The organism is Streptomyces sp. NBC_01006 (assembly GCF_045162725.1).
Lineage (GTDB): Bacteria > Actinomycetota > Actinomycetes > Streptomycetales > Streptomycetaceae > Streptomyces.
Genome location: NZ_CP108700.1, coordinates 6,211,508 through 6,234,343 on the forward strand (window position 1 = coordinate 6,211,508; position 22,836 = coordinate 6,234,343).

20 protein-coding genes are annotated in these 22,836 nt (G+C 72.7%); 14 read left to right on the forward strand and 6 right to left on the reverse strand.

Annotated elements, in window-relative coordinates:
- Positions 1-8: 8 nt before the first annotated feature.
- Together scpA and OG509_RS28380 are read right to left on the reverse strand one after the other, a co-directional pair.
- A complete protein-coding gene (scpA, locus tag OG509_RS28375; RefSeq protein WP_406185351.1) occupies positions 9-2,195 on the reverse strand; it encodes a methylmalonyl-CoA mutase in 2,187 nt (728 codons plus the stop codon).
- Entirely contained in the window at positions 2,192-4,087 is a 1,896-nt protein-coding gene (locus OG509_RS28380) for a methylmalonyl-CoA mutase family protein (protein WP_406185352.1), read from the reverse strand. The genes scpA and OG509_RS28380 overlap by 4 nt, the downstream gene beginning before the upstream one ends.
- Before the next feature lie 973 nt (positions 4,088-5,060).
- On the opposite strand from OG509_RS28380, the gene OG509_RS28385 reads away from it, so the two are divergent.
- From OG509_RS28385 to OG509_RS28410, 6 genes are all read left to right on the forward strand, one after another.
- Entirely contained in the window at positions 5,061-5,996 is a 936-nt protein-coding gene (locus OG509_RS28385) for a TauD/TfdA dioxygenase family protein (protein WP_406185353.1), read from the forward strand.
- A gap of 81 nt (positions 5,997-6,077) precedes the next feature.
- A complete protein-coding gene (gene ssuE / locus OG509_RS28390) occupies positions 6,078-6,641 on the forward strand; it encodes an NADPH-dependent FMN reductase (RefSeq protein ID WP_406185354.1) in 564 nt (187 codons plus the stop codon).
- Positions 6,642-6,681: 40 nt separating this feature from the next.
- The gene (locus tag OG509_RS28395) at positions 6,682-7,713 is read left to right on the forward strand and encodes an ABC transporter substrate-binding protein (RefSeq protein ID WP_406185355.1); all 1,032 of its coding nucleotides are present in this window, start codon (positions 6,682-6,684) and stop codon (positions 7,711-7,713) included.
- Between the two features lie 5 nt (positions 7,714-7,718).
- The gene (locus OG509_RS28400) at positions 7,719-8,579 is read left to right on the forward strand and encodes an ABC transporter ATP-binding protein (RefSeq protein WP_406185356.1); all 861 of its coding nucleotides are present in this window, start codon (positions 7,719-7,721) and stop codon (positions 8,577-8,579) included.
- The gene (locus OG509_RS28405; RefSeq protein ID WP_406185357.1) at positions 8,576-9,580 is read left to right on the forward strand and encodes an ABC transporter permease; all 1,005 of its coding nucleotides are present in this window, start codon (positions 8,576-8,578) and stop codon (positions 9,578-9,580) included. Before OG509_RS28400 ends, OG509_RS28405 begins: the two co-directional genes overlap by 4 nt.
- A gap of 32 nt (positions 9,581-9,612) precedes the next feature.
- The gene (locus OG509_RS28410; protein ID WP_406185359.1) at positions 9,613-10,959 is read left to right on the forward strand and encodes an LLM class flavin-dependent oxidoreductase; all 1,347 of its coding nucleotides are present in this window, start codon (positions 9,613-9,615) and stop codon (positions 10,957-10,959) included.
- A gap of 47 nt (positions 10,960-11,006) precedes the next feature.
- On the opposite strand, the gene OG509_RS28415 is transcribed toward OG509_RS28410, so the two are convergent.
- Positions 11,007-11,927 (reverse strand): NADP-dependent oxidoreductase, encoded by a 921-nt coding sequence (locus tag OG509_RS28415; RefSeq protein WP_406185360.1) that lies wholly within the window; start codon positions 11,925-11,927, stop codon positions 11,007-11,009.
- Positions 11,928-11,975: 48 nt separating this feature from the next.
- Entirely contained in the window at positions 11,976-12,689 is a 714-nt protein-coding gene (locus OG509_RS28420) for a DUF2470 domain-containing protein (protein ID WP_406185362.1), read from the reverse strand.
- Positions 12,690-12,852: 163 nt separating this feature from the next.
- Here OG509_RS28420 and OG509_RS28425 point away from each other — a divergent pair, with 163 nt between their 5' ends.
- The 4 genes from OG509_RS28425 to OG509_RS28440 all read left to right on the forward strand — a co-directional run bounded on the left by OG509_RS28425 (position 12,853) and on the right by OG509_RS28440 (position 15,588).
- Positions 12,853-13,248: a cell division protein SepF gene (locus OG509_RS28425; protein WP_053691438.1), complete on the forward strand. Its 396-nt coding sequence runs from the start codon at positions 12,853-12,855 to the stop codon at positions 13,246-13,248.
- A gap of 67 nt (positions 13,249-13,315) precedes the next feature.
- Positions 13,316-14,587: an ATP-binding protein gene (locus OG509_RS28430; RefSeq protein ID WP_406185363.1), complete on the forward strand. Its 1,272-nt coding sequence runs from the start codon at positions 13,316-13,318 to the stop codon at positions 14,585-14,587.
- Positions 14,584-14,979, forward strand: a complete 396-nt coding sequence (locus OG509_RS28435; protein WP_406185365.1) for a nucleotide pyrophosphohydrolase — start codon at positions 14,584-14,586, stop codon at positions 14,977-14,979. Before OG509_RS28430 ends, OG509_RS28435 begins: the two co-directional genes overlap by 4 nt.
- A 123-nt stretch (positions 14,980-15,102) precedes the next feature.
- The gene (locus OG509_RS28440; RefSeq protein WP_406185366.1) at positions 15,103-15,588 is read left to right on the forward strand and encodes a DUF6099 family protein; all 486 of its coding nucleotides are present in this window, start codon (positions 15,103-15,105) and stop codon (positions 15,586-15,588) included.
- A 74-nt stretch (positions 15,589-15,662) separates the two neighbouring features.
- On the opposite strand, the gene OG509_RS28445 is transcribed toward OG509_RS28440, so the two are convergent.
- Complete coding sequence (locus OG509_RS28445; protein ID WP_406185367.1) at positions 15,663-15,929, reverse strand: hypothetical protein; 267 nt, start codon at positions 15,927-15,929, stop codon at positions 15,663-15,665.
- Positions 15,930-16,132: 203 nt separating this feature from the next.
- Between OG509_RS28445 and OG509_RS28450 the strand changes: the two genes are divergently transcribed.
- Both OG509_RS28450 and mmuM read left to right on the forward strand, forming a co-directional pair.
- The gene (locus OG509_RS28450; protein WP_406185368.1) at positions 16,133-17,056 is read left to right on the forward strand and encodes an LLM class F420-dependent oxidoreductase; all 924 of its coding nucleotides are present in this window, start codon (positions 16,133-16,135) and stop codon (positions 17,054-17,056) included.
- A 16-nt stretch (positions 17,057-17,072) separates the two neighbouring features.
- Positions 17,073-18,011, forward strand: a complete 939-nt coding sequence (mmuM, locus tag OG509_RS28455; RefSeq protein ID WP_406185369.1) for a homocysteine S-methyltransferase — start codon at positions 17,073-17,075, stop codon at positions 18,009-18,011.
- On the opposite strand, the gene OG509_RS28460 is transcribed toward mmuM, so the two are convergent.
- On the reverse strand, positions 17,990-18,394 hold the full coding sequence (locus OG509_RS28460; protein ID WP_406185370.1) for a hypothetical protein: 405 nt from the start codon (positions 18,392-18,394) through the stop codon (positions 17,990-17,992). The genes mmuM and OG509_RS28460 overlap by 22 nt on opposite strands.
- Before the next feature lie 200 nt (positions 18,395-18,594).
- Here OG509_RS28460 and OG509_RS28465 point away from each other — a divergent pair, with 200 nt between their 5' ends.
- The gene (locus tag OG509_RS28465) at positions 18,595-20,082 is read left to right on the forward strand and encodes a 3' terminal RNA ribose 2'-O-methyltransferase Hen1 (protein WP_406185372.1); all 1,488 of its coding nucleotides are present in this window, start codon (positions 18,595-18,597) and stop codon (positions 20,080-20,082) included.
- Complete coding sequence (locus OG509_RS28470) at positions 20,079-22,664, forward strand: polynucleotide kinase-phosphatase (protein WP_406185373.1); 2,586 nt, start codon at positions 20,079-20,081, stop codon at positions 22,662-22,664. Before OG509_RS28465 ends, OG509_RS28470 begins: the two co-directional genes overlap by 4 nt.
- The last annotated feature ends 172 nt before the right edge of the window (positions 22,665-22,836 follow it).

The following is a 22,836-nucleotide window of genomic DNA, read 5'->3' on the forward strand; positions in this document are numbered from 1 at the left end:
GCCGCGCCCTACAGCTCGTGGCCCAGATCCGCGGCCAGCCGCGTCACCAGGTCGTGGGCCGCGTCCGGGATCACCGTGCCGGGCGGGAACACCGCCGCCGCGCCCATCTCCAGCAGCGTCGGCACGTCGGCCGGCGGGATCACCCCGCCCACCACGATCATGATGTCCTCGCGCCCCTCCTCCGCCAACTGCTCGCGCAGCGCCGGTACGAGGGTCAGGTGACCGGCCGCCAGCGACGACACGCCCACCACGTGGACGTCCGCCTCGACGGCCTGGCGGGCCACCTCCGCCGGGGTCTGGAACAGCGGGCCGACGTCCACGTCGAAGCCCAGGTCGGCGAAGGCGGTCGCGATCACCTTCTGGCCGCGGTCGTGCCCGTCCTGGCCCATCTTGGCGACCAGGACACGCGGACGGCGGCCCTCCGCCTCCTCGAACCGGTCGACCAGCGCACGCGTGCGCTCCACGTTCGGGGACTCGCCTGCCTCGGTGCGGTACACACCCGAGATCGTACGGATCTGGCTCGCGTGCCGCCCGTACACCTTCTCCAGTGCGTCCGAGATCTCACCCACCGTGGCCTTGGCGCGCGCCGCGTCCACCGCCAGCGCGAGCAGGTTGCCGTCGCCGCGCTCGGCCGCGTTCGTCAGCGCCCGCAGGGTGTCCTGCGTGACCGCCTCGTCGCGCTCCTCGCGCAGCCGCCGCAGCTTCTCGATCTGCTGCGTGCGCACGGAGGAGTTGTCGACCTTGAGCACGTCGATCTGCTCGTCGTTCTCCACCCGGTACTTGTTCACGCCGATCACCGGCTGGCGCCCCGAGTCGATCCGCGCCTGCGTGCGGGCCGCGGCCTCCTCCACGCGCAGCTTCGGGATGCCCGCGTCGATGGCCTGCGCCATGCCGCCGGCCGCCTCGACCTCCTGGATGTGCTGCCAGGCCCGGCGCGCCAGGTCGTACGTCAGCTTCTCGACGTACGCGCTGCCGCCCCACGGGTCGATCGACCGGCAGGTGCCCGACTCCTGCTGGAGCAGCAGCTGGGTGTTGCGGGCGATGCGCGCCGAGAAGTCCGTCGGCAGCGCGAGCGCCTCGTCGAGGGCGTTGGTGTGCAGCGACTGGGTGTGCCCCTGGGTCGCCGCCATCGCCTCGATGCACGTGCGCGTGACGTTGTTGAACACGTCCTGCGCCGTCAGCGACCAGCCCGAGGTCTGCGAATGCGTCCGCAGCGAGAGCGACTTGGCGTTCTTCGGGTCGAACTGCTTGACGAGCCGCGCCCACAGCAGGCGGGCGGCGCGCAGCTTCGCGACCTCCATGAAGAAGTTCATGCCGATCGCCCAGAAGAACGACAGGCGCGGCGCGAAGGCGTCCACGTCCAGCCCGACCGCCTGCCCGGCGCGCAGGTACTCCACACCGTCGGCGAGGGTGTACGCGAGCTCCAGATCGGCCGTCGCCCCGGCCTCCTGGATGTGGTACCCGGAGATCGAGATGGAGTTGTACCGCGGCATGTTCTGCGAGGTGAACGCGAAGATGTCCGAGATGATCCGCATCGAGGGCTTGGGCGGATAGATGTAGGTGTTGCGGACCATGAACTCTTTGAGGATGTCGTTCTGGATGGTCCCGGCGAGCTTGTCGGGGGAGACGCCCTGCTCCTCCGCCGCCACGATGTAGAGGGCGAGGACCGGCAGCACCGCGCCGTTCATCGTCATCGACACCGTCATCTTGTCCAGCGGAATGCCGTCGAACAGCTGCCGCATGTCGTAGATCGAGTCGATCGCCACGCCCGCCATGCCGACGTCACCCGTGACGCGCGGGTGGTCGCTGTCGTAGCCGCGGTGCGTGGGCAGGTCGAAGGCGATCGACAGGCCCTTCTGCCCGGCCGCGAGGTTGCGGCGGTAGAAGGCGTTCGACTCCTCGGCCGTGGAGAAACCGGCGTACTGACGGATCGTCCAGGGCTGGTTGACGTACATGGTCGGGTACGGGCCGCGCAGGTACGGGGCCACGCCCGGGTAGGTCCGGAGGAAGTCCAGCCCCTCCAGGTCCCGGCCCGTGTACAGCGGCTTCACGCCGATGCCCTCGGGGGTCTCCCACAGCAGGTCGCCGGCGGCGGTCCCGGTGGACTCCTTCACCGCGGCGCGCCACTGGTCCTCGGACCCGGCTGCGGCGGCGCCGCCGTCCAGCGCGAGGGCGGAGAAATCGGGGATGCTCACAGGGAGACTCCCATCCGGTCGAGTACGGAGGACAGTACGGCGACCGCGTCGCAGCCCGCGAAGACGTACTCGTCCACGGCGCCGGCCGCGGTACCGGGCTTGCCCGCGAGGAACACGGTCGTCGCACCGGCCGTGCGCAGGGCCGCGGCCACCGCCTCGGCCTGCTCCTCGTACAGCGGATCGCTGGAGCACAGCACGGCCATGCCGTCCGCGCCGCTCGCGGCGTAGGCCTCGGCGGCCGTCGCCGGGTCCACCGACACGGGGTCGTGGACCGGCTCGACGCCGCCCGCCTGGAACAGGTTCGCGGCGAAGGTGGCGCGCGCGGTGTGCGCCGCCGCAGGTCCCAGCGCGGCGAGGAAGATGCGCGGACGGTTCCCCGTCGCGGCCAGGTGCGCGTCGCTGCGGGCGCGCAGCGCCTCGTACGCCTCGTCACGCCGTACGCGCGGCAGCCCGCCCGTGGGGCCCGCCGGAGCGGGCTCGCGCTGGACGGGCTTCTCCGAGAGCAGCGGGAACTCGCTGACGCCCGTGATGGGTTCACGGCGCTTGGCGAGCCGCTTGGAGCGCTCGGCCCAGGTGGCGGCCAGCCGGTCGGCGACCAGTCCGGAGCGCAGGGCGGCGGCCAGGCCGCCGGCCTTCTCGATCGTCTGGAAGAACTCCCAGGCGGCGTGCGCGAGTTCGTCGGTGAGCTGCTCCACGTAGTACGAGCCGCCGGCCGGGTCGATGACGCGGGCCAGGTGCGACTCCTCCAGCAGGATGGTGGAGGTGTTGCGGGCGATGCGGCGCGCGAAGGCGTCCGGCAGGCCCAGCTCGTGGTCGAAGGGGAGCACGGTGACCGAGTCGGCCCCGCCGACGCCCGCCGCCATGCAGGCGACGGTGGTGCGCAGCATGTTCACCCACGGGTCGCGGCGGGTCATCATCACGGGCGAGGTGACGGCGTGCTGGCGCTGGGCGCCCGCGTCGGGGGCCCCGCAGGCCTCGGCGATCCGGGCCCACAGACGGCGCGCGGCACGGAACTTCGCGATGGTGAGGAACTGGTCGGCGGTCGCGGCGTAGCGGAAGTCGAGCTGGCCGAGGGCGGCGTCGACGCCGAGGCCCTCGGCGGCGGGGGCACCCTCTGCGGAGGCACCCTCCGTGAGGGCGCGCAGGTACGCGACGCCGGTGGCCAGCGACAGGCCGAGCTCCTCGGCGGCCGAGCCGCCGGCCTCGTGGTACGGCAGCGCGTCGACGAGGAGGGCGCGTACGCCGGGCCAGTGCGCGGCAGCCTCCCGGGCGAGGCCGACGGCGCCGGCGAGGTCGACGACTTCACCCGTACGGGCCTCATGGCCGAGCGGGTCGGCGCCGAGGTTCGCGCGGGCGGCCTCGGGGGCCACCTGCCGCTCGGCGTACAGACGCAGCAAGGCGCGGCCGGCGTCGGCGTATTCGGCTCCGGCGTCGAGGGAGACGGGAGCCAGGTCGAGGTAGACGCCGTCGAGGGCGCGGGGGAGCGCGTCGACGGGGAGCCCGCCGGGGCCGCCGCCCAGGGACAGCCAGAGTGAGGTGACCCCGTTCTCGAGGTCGGTGAGAACGGCCTCGTTCACCCGTACGGGGTCATTTCCGACGTACCGCTGACGTACGTCCCAGCCGGCGGCGGCGCCACCGGCGGGGCTGCCGCCCCGTACGAACGGCGCGAACCCGGGGAACCCGGTCTCGTCGGCCGCATCGGGCGCGGTGTACAGCGGGCGGGTGATGAGCCCGTCTTCGAGTTTCGTGGACAACGCGTCTTCTGCGGCTTCGCCGGATACGTCCTTGCCGGACTTGCGTAGAACGCCCTCTACCAGGCGCTGCCACTGCTCATGCGTCGCGTCAGGGAACTCGGCGGCCAAGGAGAGCCCGTCATCAGGCAGGACCGTCATGGCTCGAATGCTAGGGGGGTGGCCTTGTGAACGACTATAACCACCGGATGTGATCTCCCCCTCTCATCTGAGACGGGCGGGGTCACGAAAGAGCGTCCCGAGCAGCGGCGCAGCGCGCAGGCGGGGGAGTCCGGCGGACTCCGGTACCGCTGCTGTCCGGCGGGCCGAGTCGGTGCGTGCGACGCCCGGCGGGGCCGGCGCCGGGCGGGGCGTCTTCGGCCCCGAGGGCGTGCGGCCGGTGGGTGCGTGGCGGTCGCGTTGCGGGGGCGTGAAATCCGGCCACGGTTTTCGGCCGTTCGAGGGGCGATGGGTGGTGCCTACAGGAGCGGTCGAAACACCAGGTCAGAGGTGGTGCGCCGAGGTGGGTGGGGGATCCGGTCAGGGTTTGTTTCGGCGTGTCCGGCGGGGCTTGACCCGTCCCGGAGTTGCTGCCAGGCTCCGAGCCATGTCCGCGTTCGAGCTTCTCGCCCCGCGGTTCCACACCCCCGGCTCCTGTACCGCGCCGGGTGCGTGTCCGGGCCGCTGTCAGGCCCCGCGCCGCGCCTGAGCGCCGCCCCGGGTCCTGCCCGATGACCGTTCGGCCTCCCGCCGGACCGGCCATCGGTCCCACTGCGACCCGCCGCGGCCCGGCTCCCGGCCGGCTCCTCCGCGGTCGGCCGGTCAGCCCCCGGCCGTCCGCCTTCCGGCCTCAGGCCGGTTCGGCCCGGCCAACCGGCCCGAACCCCGCTCGGCCTCCGGCCAACCAGCCTCCGGCCACCTGACCGAAGGCCGACGACCCGGCCCCAGGTCGACCCGTTCGGCGGCCCCGGCGGCCGTCTCGCGGTCACATGCCCAGCACCCCCCTGTCCCGTGGACCGTCGGCAAGCCCTGCCCGCAGGCGGACCTTCCCCTCCGGCCGGCGCCCCGTACCCGCTCCGCGTCCGGTCGCGGCCTTGCGGCCGTCCGCTGTCGAAACCAACCCGAGGGAGTTCCCATGAGCACCGCCACCCGCACCCAGCCCGTCGTCACCCGGATCGGTGGCCGGATCGGCGCCGAGATCGGGGGTGTGCGACTCGGGGGTGGGCTTCCGGACGAGGTCGTCGCCGAGGTCCGGGCCGCCCTCCTCGCCCACAAGGTCGTCTTCTTCCGCGACCAGTACCACCTCGACGAGGCCGGCCACGAAGCCTTCGCCCAACTGCTCGGCACCCCCGTCGCCCACCCCACCGTGCCCTCCGCCGACGGCCGTTACGCGCTCGGCATCGACTCCCACCACGGCGCCCGCGCCAACCAGTGGCACACCGACGTCACCTTCGTCCCCGCCTACCCCGCCTTCTCCATCCTCCGCGCCGTCACCATCCCCCCGTACGGCGGCGACACCCTCTGGGCCAACACCGCCGCCGCGTACGCCCACCTCCCCGAGCCGCTCCGCGTCCTCGCCGACGGCCTGCGCGCCGTCCACACCAACGAGTACGACTACGCCGCCCTCAAGCCCGACGCGCTCCCCGAGGCCCTCGCCCAGTACCGCGAGGTGTTCACGTCCACGAAGTTCCGCACCGAGCACCCCGTCGTCCGCGTCCACCCCGAGACCGGCGAACGCACGCTGCTCCTCGGCAACTTCGTCCAGTGGATCGACGGCCTGACCGGTCAGGACTCCCGTGCGCTGGTCGACCTCTTCCAGTCGCACATCGAGCGTCCCGAGAACACCGTCCGCTGGCAGTGGCGGGCCGGCGACGTCGCGATCTGGGACAACCGGGCCACCCAGCACTACGGCGTCGACGACTCCGACGACCACGAGCGCACCCTGCGCCGCGTGACGGTCGACGGCGACGTACCCGTCGGGCCGGACGGGGTCCCGTCCCGCCTGATCAGCCCGGAGACCGTCCCCGACCCGTCCTTCGGCATCCCGTCGGGCGCGTCCGCCACCGCCTGACCCGACCGGCCCGACCGGCCCTGATCCGACCGGCCCGGCCGGCCCCGCCCGCCCCGCCCGTACGACGCCCCAGGAGGCACCGTGCCCACCCTGCTCGCCCTCACCGGCAGCCCCTCCCCGCACTCCCGTACCGCCGTCGTCGCCGACCACGTGCTGCGCCGGCTCGCCCACGCCGGGTTCGACACCGCCCACCTCGCCGTACGGGAGCTGCCCGCCGCCGACCTCCTCTCCGCCCGCCGCGGGGAGCCCGAGATCCGCCGGGCCCTCGAAGCCGTCGCGGAGGCCGACGGGATCATCGTCGCGACCCCCGTCTACAAGGCCTCGTACACCGGCCTGCTCAAGGCCTTCCTCGATCTGCTCCCACAGGACGGGCTGGCCGGGAAGACGGTCCTGCCGATCGCCACCGGCGGCAGCCTCGCCCACGTACTGACCCTCGACTACGCCCTGCGCCCGGTGCTCGCCGAGCTCGGAGCCCGGCACGTCACCGCCGGCCGGTTCGTCCTGGACTCCTCCGTGGAGCGCGGGGCCGGCCCCAGCCGGCTGCGGCCCGAGGCGGAGCTGGACCTCTTCCAGGCCGTCGACGAGTTCGCCGAGGCGCTGAACGCCCGAGCCTCCACCGCCCCCTTCGCGACGACCGCCCCGTAACGGCCCCGAAACCACCGATTCCCGAACAAGGACCCCCTCCATGCCCGCAGCCCTCGCTTCCACCTCCACCACCCGACGCCAGTTCCTCACCCTGCTCGGCATCTCGGCGGCCGCGGTGAGCTGCGGTACGGCCACCGCCACCGGCGGATCCGCCAAGCAGGTCACGTCCCTCAAGTACCAGGGAGCCGTCGGTGCCGTCCTGCTCCCCGAACTCGCCGCGGACCTCGGCTACCTGGGCGGCCTGACCCTCGACTGGGTCGGCAACACCATCAGCGGCCCCCAGGACATCCAGTCCGCGGCCACCGGCCAGACCCATTTCGGCGGAGCCTTCAACGGCGCGATCGTCAAACTCGCCGCGAGCAAGGCCCAGATCCAGTCGGTCATCTCCTACTACGGCTCCGACAAGGACACCTACCTCGGCTACTACGTCCTGGAGGACAGCCCGATCCGCTCGCCCCGCGACCTGATCGGCAAGAAGGTCGGCATGAACACCCTGGGCGCCCATGCCCAGGCCCTGCTGGACATCCACCTGGAGCGCAACGGCGTCTCCAAGGCCGACTCCGCGAAGGTCGAGTCCCTCGTGGTCCCGCCCGTCAACACCGAACAGGCGCTGCGCCAGAAGCAGATCGAGGTCGGGGTGCTCAGCGGCGTCCTGCGGGACAAGGCCCTCGCCACCGGCGGCATCCGCCCGCTGTTCAAGGACTTCGAGCTGCTGGGCGCCTTCAGCGCCGGGTCGTACGTGATGACCCGGCGGTTCATCAAGGAGAACCCCGACACCGTACGGACCTTCACGACCGGTGTGGCCAAGGCCATCGAGTGGTCCCGGACCACCCCGCGCGAGGAGGTCATCGCCCGGATGACGGAGATCGTCAAGAAGCGCGGCCGCAACGAGGACACCTCCACCCTCCAGTACTGGCGCTCGTTCGGGGTGGCCGAGGCCGGCGGCCGGATCGCCGACAAGGAGTTCCAGCTGTGGATCGACTGGCTCGGTGAGCGCGGCGAGATCAAGAAGGGCCAGCTGACCCCCGCCGACCTGTACACGAACGAGTTCAACGACCAGGGGAAGGGCTGAGCACCATGGCGAAGATCGTGTTCGAGTCCGTGACGAAGACCTTCCCGAGGAAGCAGGCCAAGGGCAGGAGGGCCGGAGGCAGGAGGGCCGGGGCCCTCGGCGACGGCGGCAGCTTCACCGCCCTCGACGGCGTGGACCTGGAGATCGGGGCCGGGGAGTTCGTGGTGGTCGTCGGCCCCAGCGGCTGCGGCAAGTCCACCCTCCTCGACCTGCTGGGAGGCCTGACCCGGCCCACCTCCGGCCGGATCCTGCTCGACGGCGAGCCGGTCACCGGGCCCGGCCTGGACCGGGGCATCGTCTTCCAGCAGTACGCCCTGCTGCCCTGGCGCACCGCGCTCGGCAACATCGAGTTCGGGCTGGAGGCGACCGGCGTCCCCCGCCGTGAACGCGCGGAGCGGGCCAGGGAGTTCCTGGACCTCGTCGGCCTCACCGGCTTCGAGGACCGCCACCCGCACGAGCTGTCCGGAGGGATGCGCCAGCGCGTGGCCATCGCCCGGTCCCTCGCCTACGACCCGGACGTCCTGCTGATGGACGAGCCGTTCGCCGCGCTCGACGCGCAGACCCGTGAATCCCTCCAGGACGAGCTGCGCCGCATCTGGCAGCGGACCGGCAAGACCGTCGTGTTCATCACGCACGGGATCGAGGAGGCCGTGTACCTCGGGCAGCGGGTGGCCGTGATGACCTCGCGCCCCGGCCGGATCAAGGAGGCCGTCCCCGTCTCCTTCGGCGACCGGGCCACCGGCGCCGGCGGGGAGGAGCTGCGCTCCAGCCCGGAATTCGCCCGCTACCGCCACGAGATCTGGACCCTGCTCCACGACGAGGTGGCCCGCGCCCAGCAACTGGAGAAGGAGGAGGCCACCGTATGAGCACCGGAACCGATACGAAGAGCACCGCGGCCGAGGCGGATCCCGAGAGCGGGGTGCGCACCGGCGAGCCCGCGCTCGTACGCGAACCCGCGCCGGTACGGGAACCGGAGGCGGTACGCGAACCGGAGGCGGTACGGGAACCCGCACCGGCCCCGCCCGCCCCGTCGACCTCCGCGCCGTCGACCCCTGCCCCACCGGCCCCCGCCCCGTCTCCGGCCGTCCCGCGCGCCTTGCGCGCCGTCGCCCGGTGGCTGCGCGCGGCCGCCCTCCGCTCGGCGGCGATCGTCGCCCTGCTCGCGGTCTGGGAGGCGGCGCCCCGGCTCGGACTGGTGGACTCCACCTTCCTCCCGCCGGTCAGCGAGGTCGCCGCGGCCTGGTGGGAACTGGCGGGCAACGGCCAGCTCGCCGAGCACACGCAGGCCAGCCTGGTCCGCTCCTTCGGCGGCTTCGGCATCGCCGTCGTCGTCGCGGTCCCGCTCGGCCTGCTGATCGGCTGGTACCGCCCCGTCGCGGTGCTGCTCGGCCCGCTGCTGGAGGTGTTCCGCAACACCGCTGCCCTCGCGCTGCTGCCGGTGTTCGTCCTGCTGCTCGGCATCGGGGAGACCTCGAAGGTCTCCATCGTCGTCTACGCCTGCGTCTGGCCGATCCTGCTGAACACCATCAGCGCCGTCGGCAACGCCGATCCGACCCTGGTCAGACTCGCCCGGTCCATGGACCTGTCCACGCCGAGGCTGTTCCAGAAGGTGATCCTGCCGGCCTCCGTACCGGCCGTCTTCACCGGTATCCGGCTGGCCGGCGCCGTCTCGATCCTCGTCCTCGTGGCCGCCGAGATGATCGGCGCCAAGGCGGGTCTCGGCTACCTGATCAACGCCTCGCAGTTCAACTTCGCGATCCCGGAGATGTACGCGGGCATCGTCACCATCTCGGCCATCGGCGTCGCCTTCAACCAGCTCCTCATCACCGTCGAACGCCGCCTCAGCCTCTGGCGCGTCCCCGCCTGACACCCGTCTCTCCCACCCCGAGGAACACCACCATGACCGCTCGCCGAACCCTCCACCTCAACGCGTTCCTCATGAACGCCGGGCACCACGACGCCGCCTGGCGGCATCCCGACAGCAGTCCCGAGCGGGTCACCGACCTGCGCTACTTCCAGGACCTGGCGCGGACCGCCGAGCGGGGGCGGCTCGACTCGATCTTCTTCGCGGACGGGCTCGCCCTCTGGGGCAAGGCCCGCTACAACGCACTCGGCGGATTCGAGCCGCTCACCCTGCTCTCCGCCATCGCCGCCGTCACCGAGCACATCGGGCTCATCGCCACCGTTTCCACCACCTTCAACGAGCCGTTCCACCTCGCCCGCAAGTTCGCCTCCCTCGACCACATCAGCAACGGCCGTGCCGGCTGGAACATCGTCACCTCCGGCACCGTCGACGAGGCCCGCAACTTCGGCCAGGACGAGCACCTCGAACACGGCCTCCGTTACGACCGCGCCCGTGAGTTCCTCGACGTGGCCACCAAGCTCTGGGACAGCTGGGAGGACGACGCGATCGTCCTCGACAAGGAGCGCGGCATCTACGCCGACACCGACAAGCTCCACCCCGCCGCGCACCGCGGTACGTACTTCGGCGTCGCCGGCCCGCTCAACGTGCCCCGCTCCCCGCAGGGCCACCCGCTGCTCGTGCAGGCCGGCTCCTCCGAGGACGGCAAGGAGTTCGCCGCGCAGTACGCCGAGGCCGTCTTCACCGCCCAGCAGACCCTCGCCGACGGGCAGACCTTCTACAAGGACCTCAAGTCGCGCCTCGCGAAGTACGGCCGGGCCGAGTCCGACCTGCTCGTCCTGCCCGGCATCGCCCCCGTCATCGGCTCCACCGAGGCCGAGGCCAAGGCCCTGGAGCAGCAGCTCACCGACCTCCAGGTGCCGGAGTACGGGCTCGCCCAGCTCTCCGGCATGCTCGGCACCGACCTGACCGGCCTGCCCCTCGACGGCCCGCTGCCCGAGCTTCCCGAGGAGCGGGACATCAACGGCAACAAGAGCCGCTTCACCCTCGTCGCCGAGCTGGCCCGCCGCGACGGCCTCAGCCTGCGCGACCTGATCGCCCGCCTCGGCGCCGGCCGCGGCCACCGCGTCTTCGCCGGCACGCCCGAGCAGATCGCAGACCAGCTGGAGGAGTGGTTCACCCAGGGCGCCGCCGACGGGTTCAACGTCATGGCGCCCGTGCTGCCGACCGGCCTCACCGACTTCGTCGACCACGTCGTGCCGATCCTGCAGCGGCGCGGCCTGTTCCGCACCGAGTACACGGGGGCGACCCTGCGCGAGAACTACGGCCTCGCGCGCCCGGCGAACCGGTACGCGCAGGCCGCCACCGCCGCTGCCGCCGGCTGAGTCCGCGGGCCGCCGGAGTCTCGTACTCCGGCGGCCGTCGTGTGTGGTCAGACGGTGAGGACGATCTTGCCGCGGGTGCGGCCCGCCGCGCTGAGCTCCCAGGCCTTCGCGGCCTCGGCGAGCGGCAGCGCGTGCTCCACGTTGACCGTGAGCCTGCCCGCGTCGGCGAGTTCCGCCAGGAACGTCAGGTCGGTCGTGTCCGGGCGCACCCACAGCTGGTGCGCGCCCTTGGCGGCGGCCTCGTAATCGGCGATGGAGACCACCCGGCCGCGCTCCGTGACGAGCGACTGGAGGATTTCGACCGCGCCGTCCCCGAAGAAGTCCAGCCCGGCGTCGATGCCTTCGGGGGCGAGCGCGCGGATCCGGTCCGCCAGGCCCTCCCCGTACAGGACGGGTTCGGCGCCGAGCGAGCGCAGGTAGTCGTGGTTGTGCGCGCCGGCCGTGCCGATGACGCGCAGGCCGAGTGCGACGGCGATCTGCACGCCGAAGGAGCCGGTGCCGCCCGCCGCGGAGTGGATGACGACGGTCTCGCCGGCCTTGAGGCCCACGCGGGTGAGGGACTGGTACGCGGTGAGGCCGGCCAGCGGGAGGCCCGCGGCCTGCTCGAAGGTCAGCTCGCGCGGCTTGCGGGCCAGCGTCCGGACGGGGGCCGCGACGAGTTCGGCGTAGGTGCCGAGCTCGACCCATTCCTTGCGGACGTATCCGTACACCTCGTCGCCGACGGCGTAGTCGAAGGTGTCGGGGCCGACGGCCTCGACGACGCCGGCCACGTCCCAGCCGGGTATGACGGGGTAGCGGACTTCGAGGATCGGGTCGAGGTATCCGGCGGCGAGCTTCCAGTCGACCGGGTTGACGCCGGCGGCCTTGACCCGCACCAGCACCTCGCCGGGGCCGACCTTGGGCTGCGGTACGTCAACGAGCTTGAGGTTCTGGGAAGTTCCGTATGCGTCGTACGTGATTGCCTTCATGATCGTCCCCAACGGGACCCCGGGTGGAGCTATTCCCGTACGGACGCCTCAGGCGGGCAGGCTGTTGCGGTGCGAGCGCCGCCGGGCCGCGCTGAACAGGGCCTGGATCTGCACCCCGGACTGCTCGACGTCGTCCAGCGGAGAGGGGAACGGCAGCCGTACGTCGTGGTGGCCGCGGCGCAGTTCGAGGCGCAGGGTGATCCCGTACCGGTCCATGGCGAGCGGCAGCACGCGGTCGGTCGCGGCGGTGGGCAGCGGCCGGACCAGGCGCAGGAGGAGCGTGACGAGCTCGGCGTGGTCGTCGAGGAGGTGCGTGAGCATGCCGGCCTCGAACGGGGCGAGGGGGTCGGGGCAGGCCGCGTCGAGCTCTTCGAGGCCGACGTACGTGCGGCCCTCGGCGGTCTCCAGGACGGCCCGGCCGAATTCCATGCAGGTGGAGTCGGCGCCTTCGTCCGTATAAGGGGTGAGCAGGCGGCCGGTGATCGTGACGCGGGCGCGCACCCGGTCCCGTACGGGGGTGGGGGCGATGTCGGTGAACTCCAGCCGGATCGACGGCCGGTACTCGGACTCGCCGCCGGGTTCGGCGGGGTGCAGGTGCAGCCGGCCCATCGGGTCCGACCCGTCGAGGTGGCGGATCTCGCTGCTCAGCCCGTCGGTGACCACGGTCATGGAGTGGGCGGCGGCCAGGATCGACCGGACCCGCTCGGCATCGGCGGGCCGGCCGGCGGCCGGGGTGGCGGGGGCAGCACCGGACATGCGCATGCGGGATCTCTCCATCGTCCTGGGCAAGTGACTTAGGTATGCCTAACCTAACCTATTCGCTTCTGCGGGAGTACCCCGTGTCGCTCGTGTCGTTGTTGGGCTGAACGGGTGAAACGCGAGAGGATGGGGGGATGCACATGAAGCGCACGGCCGAGGCGGCCCGGTGAGCAGGTACGACGTCACGGACGAACAGTGGGAGGGGCTCGCGCAGGTGGTCCCCCTGCGCAGTCGCAACGAGTGGCCCTCCCGGGTGGACCACCGCACGATCCCCACGGCGCCGGGGGCGTCCGCGGCGGAGCAGCGGCGCTTCGTCGTGATCCGGGTCCAGGTCTTCGCCGACGCGCGGGAGGTGGCCGAGTACCTGATCGCGCAGATCCCGGTGCTGCTCGACCTCACCGGCGCGGACAGTGAAGTGGCCAAGCGGATCCTCGACTTCAGCAGTGGGGTGGTCTTCGGGCTGGGCAGCGGGATGCACCGGGTCGACCGGAACGTCTTCCTGCTGGCGCCCGTCGGGACCGAGGTCGAGGGGATCGCGGCCGCCGCCGTCCCCCGATCGTAGGAAGGTCGCCAGGGCGGAACGGTTCGCCGTGCCCACCGGGGGCCCGGCGGCCCGTACCGTCCGGCGCATGGACGCCACCATGAACGCCGCAGCCTTGGACCCGGACGCGCCGGGGGTCCCGGCCCCCGCCCGCGTCGCGTTATCCGCCGCGCCTGCCGACGATGCGCTCCCGCCCACCGCCGTGCCGGTGGACCGTGCGCTTCCGCCCGCCGTCGTGCACCATCGGCCCGTCGTCACCGAGTTGCGGCTCTCCGCGTTCGGGAGGCACCGCGGCGCCGTCTTCGCGCTGGAGCCCGTGACCTTCCTCGCCGGGCCCAGCGGCAGCGGCAAGTCCCAGGTCCTGGCCGCCTACGAGGCCCTGGCCGGGCTCGGGGCCGGGGCCACCCTGGAGGAGGCGTTCCCCCATCCGCGGGCCCGGATCCCCGACGGGGCCCTGCCCGACGGCCAGGGGCGGCGCGGCTTCCGCATCGGCTGCACCGTCGACGGACCCGCCGGGCCGGTCCGCCTCGACCTCGCCGTACAGGCCGAGCCCACGCTCCGGATCGTCGGCGAACGGCTCGCGGTGGACGGGCAGATCCTGCTCGGCACCGCCCTGCGCGACCCCGGCCGGAGCTCCGTGCAGGCCTCTTGGCTGACCGGCGGAGCCGTCGGTGTCACCCGGGCCCCGCTACCCGACGACCGGCTCGGCACCGCCCTCCTCCCGCTGCGCGTCGCCGGTTCCACGGCCGGGCAGCGCCAGGTGCTCGCGGCGGCCGAGCAGGTGGTGGTGGCGTTGCGCTCGGTGTTCCCCTGTGACCCGCGCCCCGACCGGATGCGCGCACCCGTCCCGCCGGGCGAGGGCCGGCTGCTCGGCGACTGCGCCAACCTGGCCGACGTGCTGCGCCGGACCCGCCACGAATGCGGCACCCGCCACGCGCTGCTCGCCGCGGCGGCGCGGACCGGCTGCGCGGGCCCGGTGGAGGGGCTGGACGTACGGGCTCCCGCGCACGGCCCGGTCACGGCGGTGCTGGACCGCGGCCGCGCCGGACCCGCCACGGAACTGGGCCGGCTCGGCGCGGGCGAGCTCCGCTTCCTCGCGCTGGCGCTGGTCCTGCTGACCGGCCCGGGGGTGCTCGCCATGGACCCGGCCGCCGAGCTGCTCTCCGCCCGGCAGGCGCTGACCGTCCTCGCCGACGGCTTCGACCGCGATCTGGACCGGCGGCAGAGCGCCGAACTGCTGCGGCTGGCCCTGCTCTCCTGTGGTCGCGGTCATGTGCGGCTGCTCGCGGCGGTGGGGGAGGGGGCGGCCGCGGCCGCCCGCGTGACCCCGGGGGTGACGGTGGTAGACCTGACGCCATGAGCGATGAGCAGGACGTACAGCACGGGGACGAGCCGCAGCCGCCCGAGCGGCTGCACCAACTCCAGCGGCGGCTGGCCGAGTTCGCCGCCGCGCGCGGCTGGGAGCCGTACCACACGCCCAAGAACCTGGCCGTGGCGCTGAGCGTGGAAGCGTCCGAACTGGTCGAAATCTTCCAGTGGCTGACCCCGGAACAGTCGGCGAAGGTCATGGAGAAGCCGGAAAGCGCGCACCGCGTGGCCGATGAGGTGGCCGACGTACTGGCGTATCTGCTGCAATTCTGTGAGGTTCTCGGGGTGGATGTGCTGGATGCGCTCGCCGCGAAGATCGAGAGGAACGAGCTCCGCTTCCCGGTGGCAGGGCCTCCGACATCGAATTGTCACTCTTCGGAGTGATGGCGTCGTCCACAACCATGTTTGTGTCCACAGATTTCCGAATACCCCTGGCTTTACTGGCCCATTGCCCTCACTCTGGGTAGTGGTGAGAACGGCGGATGTCGTGCGGACGGGGGACGGCATATGGATGCGGTACGGCTCATCGCGGCCGGCCGGCACGCGCTGGCGCAGAGCGGGGCGGCGATGGACATCGTGGGCGAGGCCTGGCAGGCCCAGGCGCTCGCACAGGGGATCGGGAGCTGGCTGGCGGTCACGGGGCCGCCGGAGCTGAGATCGGAGGCACGGGGACTGGGTGAAGCGGGGGGCAGAGGCTGCGGGGTGCTCGACAGAGCGGCCCTGGGCGGAGAGGGCAGCGCGCCCGACTATCCGCCGAGAGCCGCGCAGCTGACCGGGGTGGCGGATGTCCGCCAGGCCCTGCTCGGACTGCAGGCGCTGCTCGGCGAAGTGGGGATAGCCCTGGTCGGGGTGGCCTGCGCGACGGACGACGAGGGCCTGTACTGGCAGTGCATAGAGTCCATAGACGCGGCCGACGAATCGAGCGACCGGGTCCGGGGCGTCCTGCGCAGGCTGACGGTCCGCGAACGGGGGTCCGCCTCCGGCGTGGCCTGACGGGGGAGCGGTGCGAGCGGAATCGGGGTCCCGCCGCGCGCGACGGGACCCGCACGGTCATCCGACCGGCACGGTCAGTACGACCGGTAGGGCGGGTGCTCGCCGTCGGGGGTGCGGCTGCCCGGGGTCGGCGGCGTGCCGGGGGCGCGGTCCGTGGAGGACTGGAGGTCGGCGTCGAGCTGCGACAGGTCGGCGTTCAGCGCCGCCATCAGCTCTTCCATCTGCTGGAGCAGGCCCTTCGGCGCGCCGCCCTGGGCGGCCGCCGCAGGCTCCTGACGTGCATGGTCGTATGCAGCCTGTCCGGTCTGTCCGGTGTGCTCGGGCACGGACTCGTGGGACATGGCGGCCTCCTCGGCCCTGGCCCTTCCGAGGCGGAAGGGGGCGGTGGACGCGTCGGCGAAAGGCCGCCGGTGCGCGGGCCGGGCGGTCCGGCTCCGTCCGAGCCAACGATCCCCATCCGGGCTGGTCACTGGCCGGGTCGGGGGTGGCCCGTCCGGTTGACGCAGATTCACCCTGCCGGGGTGGGCGAGGCAGGATGGGAGTCATGGATCTCCGTATTTTCACCGAGCCCCAGCAGGGCGCGAGCTACGACACCCTCCTGACCGTCGCCAAGGCCACCGAGGACCTGGGCTTCGACGCGTTCTTCCGATCGGACCACTATCTGAAGATGGGTTCGGCGGATGGCCTGCCGGGGCCCACCGACGCCTGGATCACCCTCGCGGGCCTGGCCCGGGAGACGCGGCGGATCCGGCTCGGCACGCTGATGACGGCCGGGACCTTCCGGCTGCCCGGAGTGCTCGCCATCCAGGTGGCGCAGGTCGACCAGATGTCCGGCGGCCGGGTCGAACTTGGCCTGGGCGCGGGCTGGTTCGAGGAGGAGCACAAGGCGTACGGCATCCCGTTCCCGGCGGAGCGGATGGCCCGGCTGGAGGAACAGCTGGCCATCGTCACCGGCCTGTGGGCGACCGAGCCCGGCGCCACGTTCGACTACGCCGGCACCCACTACCAGGTGGAGAAGTCCCCGGCCCTGCCCAAGCCGGCCCAGGCCAAGGTGCCCGTGCTCATCGGCGGCCACGGCGCGAAGCGCACCCCGCGCCTCGCCGCCCGGTACGCGGACGAGTTCAACATGCCGTTCGCGTCGATCGCGGACAGCGAGCGGCAGTTCGGCCGGGTGCGCCGGGCTGCCGAGGAGGCCGGGCGCGGGGCCGGCGACCTCGTCTACTCCAACGCCCTGGTGGTGTGCGTCGGCAGGGACGACGCCGAGGTCGCCCGCCGGGCCGCCGCCATCGGGCGGGACGTGGACGAGCTCAAGGCCAACGGCCTGGCCGGCTCCCCGGCGGAGGTGGTGGAGAAGATCGGCTCCTACGCGGCCGTCGGCAGCTCCCGCGTCTACCTCCAGCTGCTCGACCTCGACGACCTGGACCACCTGGAGCTGATCTCGGCCCAGGTGCTGTCCCAGCTCGGCTGAGGGAGGCGCAGGAACCGTGCCGCGCGCGTCCGGTCCGCTCGCCGAAGCCCTGGCCCACAGGGTCGTGCTCCTGGACGGCGGGCTGAGCAACCAGCTCGCCGACCAGGGCTGCGACCTGTCCGGCGGGCTCTGGTCGGGCCGGGTGCTCGCCGAGGGCCCGGACCAGGTGGAGGCCGCCCACGCGGCCTACGCCCGGGCCGGGGCCGAGGTGCTGATCACCGCCAGCTACCAGGTCGGGTACGAGGCCTTCGCCGCGCACGGCCACGACCGGGCCGAGACCACCGCCCTGCTGCACCGCAGCGTCGCGCTGGCCGCCCGGGCGGCCGAGGCCGCCGACCACGAGGTCTGGGTCGCCGCCTCGGTCGGCCCGTACGGCGCGGTGCTCGCGGACGGCTCCGAGTACCGCGGGCGGTACGGGCTGAGCGTGCGCGAGCTCGCCGCCTTCCACCGCCCCCGTATCGAAGCGCTGCTCGCGGCGGGTGCCGACGTCCTGGCGCTGGAGACCATCCCGGACGCCGAGGAGGCCGAAGCCGTCCTCCGCGTACTCGCCGGAACGGGCGCGTCCGCCTGGCTGAGCTACACCGTGGCCGGCGCCCGCACCCGCGCCGGTCAGCCCCTCCCCGAGGCCTTCGCCCTCGCGGCCGGGGCACCGGAGATCATCGCGGTCGGCGTCAACTGCTGCGACCCGGCGGACGTGCTCCCCGCCCTGGAGGCGGCTGCCTCCGTCACCGCCACACCGCTCCTGGCCTACCCCAACGACGGCTCCGTCTGGGACGCGCCCACCGCCACCTGGCACGCCCCGACCCCCCACCCCGCCCCCTGGCCCGTCGAGGCCTGGCGCACCGCGGGCGCCCGCCTGATCGGCGGCTGCTGCCGCATCGGCCCGCCCGACATCGCCGAACTGGCCGCGGGGATTCAGGGGAACGGGACCGGTCATTGGCGCCAGCGGGGCTGACCGGGACCCTTGCAGGTGTAGGAGACCCCCTTCTTGCTGACGCCGGTCGCCCCGGCCGGCGAGCAGAACGCCCCGGGCGTCACGGTGCCCGCGCCCCCGCCGCCGCTGTCAGACCCACCGGAGGTGGAAGACCCACCGGAGGTGGAAGAACCACCCGAGGACGAACCCCCGGATGCGGCTCCGCCGGAAGACGATCCGCCCGATGCGGTGCTGCCGGAGTCGTCGTCATGCGTCGGCACCGGCTCCGGGTGGAGCCGGGTGTTCGGCGCACTCGGGCAGGCGGTCCCGGGGGACGCGAGCTTCAGGGAGGCGGTGGTGGTACCGGGGGCGCTGATCTCCTTGCCCTCTTCGGGCTCCTGGAAGCAGACGACCCAGTCGTCCACGGCGGCCCGCAGGGTGACGTCCGTGAACGCTGCGACGGGGCTGCTGCGGCACGCAGAACGACGTGTTGCGGGGACCGCACAGCGGCCGCCGCGCGGGCGTCGGGCACTTGCCCGGATCGGGATCCGCGGGCTGGGCGAGGGGCGGTGGAGGGGAGAAATCCAGTGGCCGCCGGCAGCGGGCTGCGTCCATGCTGAGCTGCATGTTCCTGACGATCTCCACCACTGGCAGTGCCGAGCACCCGGCTACCGACCTGGGCTTTTTGCTGCACAAGCACCCTGGGAAGGTGCAGGCGTTCTCCACCTCCCACGGCGTGGCCCACGTGTTCTATCCCGAAGCCGCGCAAGAGCGGTGTACGGCGGCGCTGCTGCTGGAGGTGGATCCCGTCGCGCTCGTGCGGCGCGGGCAGGGCAAGGGGCGTGGCGGGGCGCCCGACGCCGCGCTCGCGCAGTACGTCAACGACCGCCCGTACGCGGCCTCCTCGCTGCTCGCCGTCGCGCTCAGTTCCGTCTTCCGCAGCGCCCTGGCCGCCAAGTGCGCCGCCCGGCCCGAGCTGCCGGAGCAGGCGCGTCCGCTGCGGATCGAGATACCGGCGCTGCCCGCGCGCGGCGGGGCGGAGCTCGTCCACCGGCTGTTCGATCCGCTCGGCTGGGACCTCGTACAGGCCGAACCCGTACCGCTCGACGAGCAGTTCCCCGAGTGGGGGGACTCCCGGTACGTACGGCTCGTCCTGGAGGGTGAGCTGCGGCTCGCCGACGCCCTGCGGCAGCTCTACGTCCTGCTGCCCGTGCTCGACGACGCCAAGCACTACTGGGTCGCGCCCGACGAGGTCGACAAGCTGCTGCGCGCCGGGGACGGCTGGCTCGCCGCGCACCCCGAGAACGGACTCATCAGCGCGCGTTACCTCGCCCGCCACAAACGGCTGACCCGCGACGCCATGGAGCGGTTGGAGCTGCTGCGTCTGGCCGAGGCCGACGGCAGTGAGGTCGAGGAGCTCGACAACGCCGTGGAGGAGACCGACGAAAGGCCGCTGCCGCTCGCCGTGCGGCGCCGCGAGGCGATCCTCGCCGCGCTGCGCGCCGCCGGTGCGGCCCGGGTCCTGGACCTCGGTTGCGGACAGGGCCAGTTGGTGCAGGCCCTCCTCAAGGAGCCGGCCTTCACCGAGATCGTCGGTGTCGACGTGTCCATGCGGGCCCTCGGCATGGCGGCCAGGCGGCTGCACCTGGAGCGGATGGGGGAGCGGCAGAGCAGCCGCGTCCGGCTGCTCCAGGGCTCGCTCGCGTACACCGACAAGCGGCTGGCCGGTTACGACGCGGCCGTGCTCAGCGAGGTCATCGAGCACCTGGACCTGCCGCGGCTGCCGGCCTTGGAGTACGCGGTGTTCGGCGCGGCCCGCCCCCGTACGGTCCTCGTCACCACCCCCAACGTCGAATACAACGTCCGCTGGGAGACCCTGCCCGCCGGGCACGTCCGGCACGGCGACCACCGCTTCGAGTGGAACCGCGAGGAGTTCCGCGGCTGGGCCGCCTCCGTGGCCGGCCGCCACGGGTACGAGGTCGCCTTCGTACCCGTCGGTGACGACGACCCCGAGGTGGGGCCGCCCACCCAGATGGCCGTCTTCACCCGGATCCAGACCGACACCGCCACCGTTACCGACACCGCCACCGCAAAGGAGGGAGAGGCCGCATGACCAGTACCGGCAACCGCGTACTTCCCGTCACCGATCTGTCCCTCGTCGTCCTGATCGGGGCCACCGGATCCGGGAAGTCCACCTTCGCCCGCAGGCACTTCAAGCCCACCGAGGTCATCTCCTCCGACTACTGCCGGGGCCTCGTCGCCGACGACGAGAACGACCAGAGCGCGAGCCGGGACGCCTTCGAGGTCCTCCACTACATCGCCGGCAAGCGCCTCGCGGCCGGCCGGCTGACCGTCGTCGACGCCACCAGCGTGCAGGCCGAGGCCCGCCGGCAGCTGGTCCAGCTGGCCCGCGAGCACGACGTACTGCCCATCGCCATCGTCCTCGACATGCCCGAGGAGGTCTGCGCCGAACGCAACGCCACCCGCCCCGACCGGGCCGGGCTGCCCCGCGCCGTCATCCAGCGGCACCGCCGCGACCTGCGCCGCTCGCTGCGCGGACTGGAGCGCGAGGGTTTCCGCAAGGTGCACGTGCTGCGCACCCCGGCGGAGGCGGAGGCCGCCGAGGTGGTGCTGGAGAAGAGGTTCAACGACCTCACCCACCTCACCGGCCCCTTCGACATCATCGGTGACATCCACGGCTGTTCCTCCGAGCTGGAGACCCTGCTCGGCAAGCTCGGGTACGAGGACGGCGTCCACCCGGAGGGCCGCACCGCCGTGTTCGTCGGCGACCTCGTCGACCGCGGCCCGGACAGCCCCGGCGTCCTGCGCCGGGTGATGGGCATGGTCGGCTCCGGCAACGCCCTGTGCGTGCCCGGGAACCACGAGAACAAGCTCGGCCGCTACCTCAAGGGCTCCAAGGTCCAGCAGACCCACGGGCTCGCCGAGACGATCGAGCAGCTCGGCCGCGAGCCGGAGGAGTTCGTCCAGGAGGTACGGGAGTTCATCCGCGGCCTCGTCAGCCACTACGTGCTCGACGGCGGCAAGCTGGTGGTCTGCCACGCCGGCCTGCCCGAGAAGTACCACGGGCGCACCTCCGGCCGGGTCCGCTCGCACGCCCTGTACGGGGAGACCACCGGCGAGACCGACGAGTTCGGCCTGCCCGTGCGCTATCCGTGGGCCGAGGAGTACCGCGGCAAGGCGGTCGTGGTCTACGGCCACACCCCGGTCCCGAACACCGCCTGGATCAACAACACCATCTGCCTGGACACGGGCGCGGTCTTCGGCGGGAAGATGACCGCCCTGCGCTGGCCCGAGCGCGAACTGGTCGACGTGCCGGCCGAGAAGGTCTGGTACGAGCCGGTCAGGCCGCTCGCCACCGAGGCGCCGGGCGGCCACGACGGCCGGCCGCTCGACCTGGCCGACGTGCACGGGCGCCGGATCGTCGAGACCCGGCACCTGGGCAACGTCACCGTGCGCGAGGAGAACGCGGCGGCGGCCCTGGAGGTCATGAGCCGCTTCGCGGTGGACCCGCGGCTGGTCCCGTACCTGCCGCCGACCATGGCGCCCACCGCCACCTCCCAGGAGGACGGCTATCTGGAGCACCCGGCCGAGGCCTTCGCCCAGTACCGCAAGGACGGCATCGCCCAGGTCGTCTGCGAGGAGAAGCACATGGGCTCCCGTGCCACCGTCCTCGTCTGCAAGGACGCCGAGGCGGCCCGTGCGCGCTTCGGGGTTGGGGGTACCTCCCACGCCGAAGGCAGTGGGGGAGGGCCGACCGGTTCCGTCTACACCCGTACCGGACGGCCCTTCTTCCAGGACCCCGAGGTCACCGAGGAGGTCCTCACCCGGCTCCGCGGCGCCATCACCGACGCGGGCCTGTGGGAGGAACTGGCCACCGACTGGCTGCTGCTGGACGGGGAGCTGCTGCCCTGGTCGCTGAAGTCCACCGGCCTGCTGCGCAACCAGTACGCCGCCGTCGGCGCGGCCTCCCGCGCCGTCTTCCCGGACGCCCTCGCCTCCCTGGCCGCGGCCTCCGGGCGGGGCATCGACACCGGCGACCTGCTCGCCCGCCAGCGGGACCGGGCCGCCGACGCCGAGCGGTTCACCGACGCCTACCGGCGCTACTGCTGGACCACCGACGGGCTGGACGGCGTACGGTTCGCGCCGTTCCAGCTGCTGGCGGCGGCCGGGCGCTCGCTGGCCGCCGTACCGCACGACGAGCAGCTGTTCTGGCTGGACCGGCTGGTTGAAGCGGATGACCCCGACAAACCAGCCGGCACCGGACTGCTGCGCCGCACCGGCCGGATCCTGGTCGACACCGCCGACGAGGACTCCGTACGGGCGGGCACCGACTGGTGGCTGGAGCTGACGGCCGCGGGCGGGGAGGGCATGGTGGTCAAGCCGCTCCAGGCGTACGCCCGGGACGGCAAGGGCCGGCTGGTCCAGCCCGGGGTCAAGGTGCGCGGGCGCGAGTACCTGCGGATCATCTACGGTCCGGAGTACACGCGTCCGGAGCAGCTGGAGAAGCTGCGCCGGCGGTTCCTGGGGCACAAGCGCTCGCTGGCGCTGCGCGAGTACGCGCTCGGGCTGGAGGCCCTGGACCGGCTGGCGGGCGAGGAGCCGCTGTGGCGGGTGCACGAGGCGGTCTTCGCGGTGCTCGCCCTCGAATCGGAGCCGGTCGACCCCCGGTTGTGAGTGGGGGACGGTACGCGGAGCCGTAAAGGTGAGGCCCCTGTACGGCCCCGAATTAGGTCGTATGGGGGAACTTTCCCGGAGAACGCCGGGAAAACCACCGGCGGGATCGTTCATCCAGGGCAGCGGAATGTCCGCGACCCTGGAAGGACGGAACGTCACCTATGAAGATGAC

Excerpts from the sequence above, each read along its gene's own strand:
- OG509_RS28380 (WP_406185352.1), bottom strand. The coding sequence starts at position 4,087 with ATGACGGTCCTGCCTGATGACGGGCTCTCCTTGGCCGCCGAGTTCCCT.
- OG509_RS28385 (WP_406185353.1), top strand. The coding sequence starts at position 5,061 with ATGAGCACCGCCACCCGCACCCAGCCCGTCGTCACCCGGATCGGTGGC.
- OG509_RS28395 (WP_406185355.1), top strand. The coding sequence starts at position 6,682 with ATGCCCGCAGCCCTCGCTTCCACCTCCACCACCCGACGCCAGTTCCTC.
- OG509_RS28400 (WP_406185356.1), top strand. The coding sequence starts at position 7,719 with ATGGCGAAGATCGTGTTCGAGTCCGTGACGAAGACCTTCCCGAGGAAG.
- OG509_RS28405 (WP_406185357.1), top strand. The coding sequence starts at position 8,576 with ATGAGCACCGGAACCGATACGAAGAGCACCGCGGCCGAGGCGGATCCC.
- OG509_RS28410 (WP_406185359.1), top strand. The coding sequence starts at position 9,613 with ATGACCGCTCGCCGAACCCTCCACCTCAACGCGTTCCTCATGAACGCC.
- OG509_RS28415 (WP_406185360.1), bottom strand. The coding sequence starts at position 11,927 with ATGAAGGCAATCACGTACGACGCATACGGAACTTCCCAGAACCTCAAG.
- OG509_RS28420 (WP_406185362.1), bottom strand. The coding sequence starts at position 12,689 with ATGCGCATGTCCGGTGCTGCCCCCGCCACCCCGGCCGCCGGCCGGCCC.
- OG509_RS28430 (WP_406185363.1), top strand. The coding sequence starts at position 13,316 with ATGGACGCCACCATGAACGCCGCAGCCTTGGACCCGGACGCGCCGGGG.
- OG509_RS28435 (WP_406185365.1), top strand. The coding sequence starts at position 14,584 with ATGAGCGATGAGCAGGACGTACAGCACGGGGACGAGCCGCAGCCGCCC.
- OG509_RS28440 (WP_406185366.1), top strand. The coding sequence starts at position 15,103 with ATGGATGCGGTACGGCTCATCGCGGCCGGCCGGCACGCGCTGGCGCAG.
- OG509_RS28445 (WP_406185367.1), bottom strand. The coding sequence starts at position 15,929 with ATGTCCCACGAGTCCGTGCCCGAGCACACCGGACAGACCGGACAGGCT.
- OG509_RS28450 (WP_406185368.1), top strand. The coding sequence starts at position 16,133 with ATGGATCTCCGTATTTTCACCGAGCCCCAGCAGGGCGCGAGCTACGAC.
- OG509_RS28465 (WP_406185372.1), top strand. The coding sequence starts at position 18,595 with ATGTTCCTGACGATCTCCACCACTGGCAGTGCCGAGCACCCGGCTACC.
- OG509_RS28470 (WP_406185373.1), top strand. The coding sequence starts at position 20,079 with ATGACCAGTACCGGCAACCGCGTACTTCCCGTCACCGATCTGTCCCTC.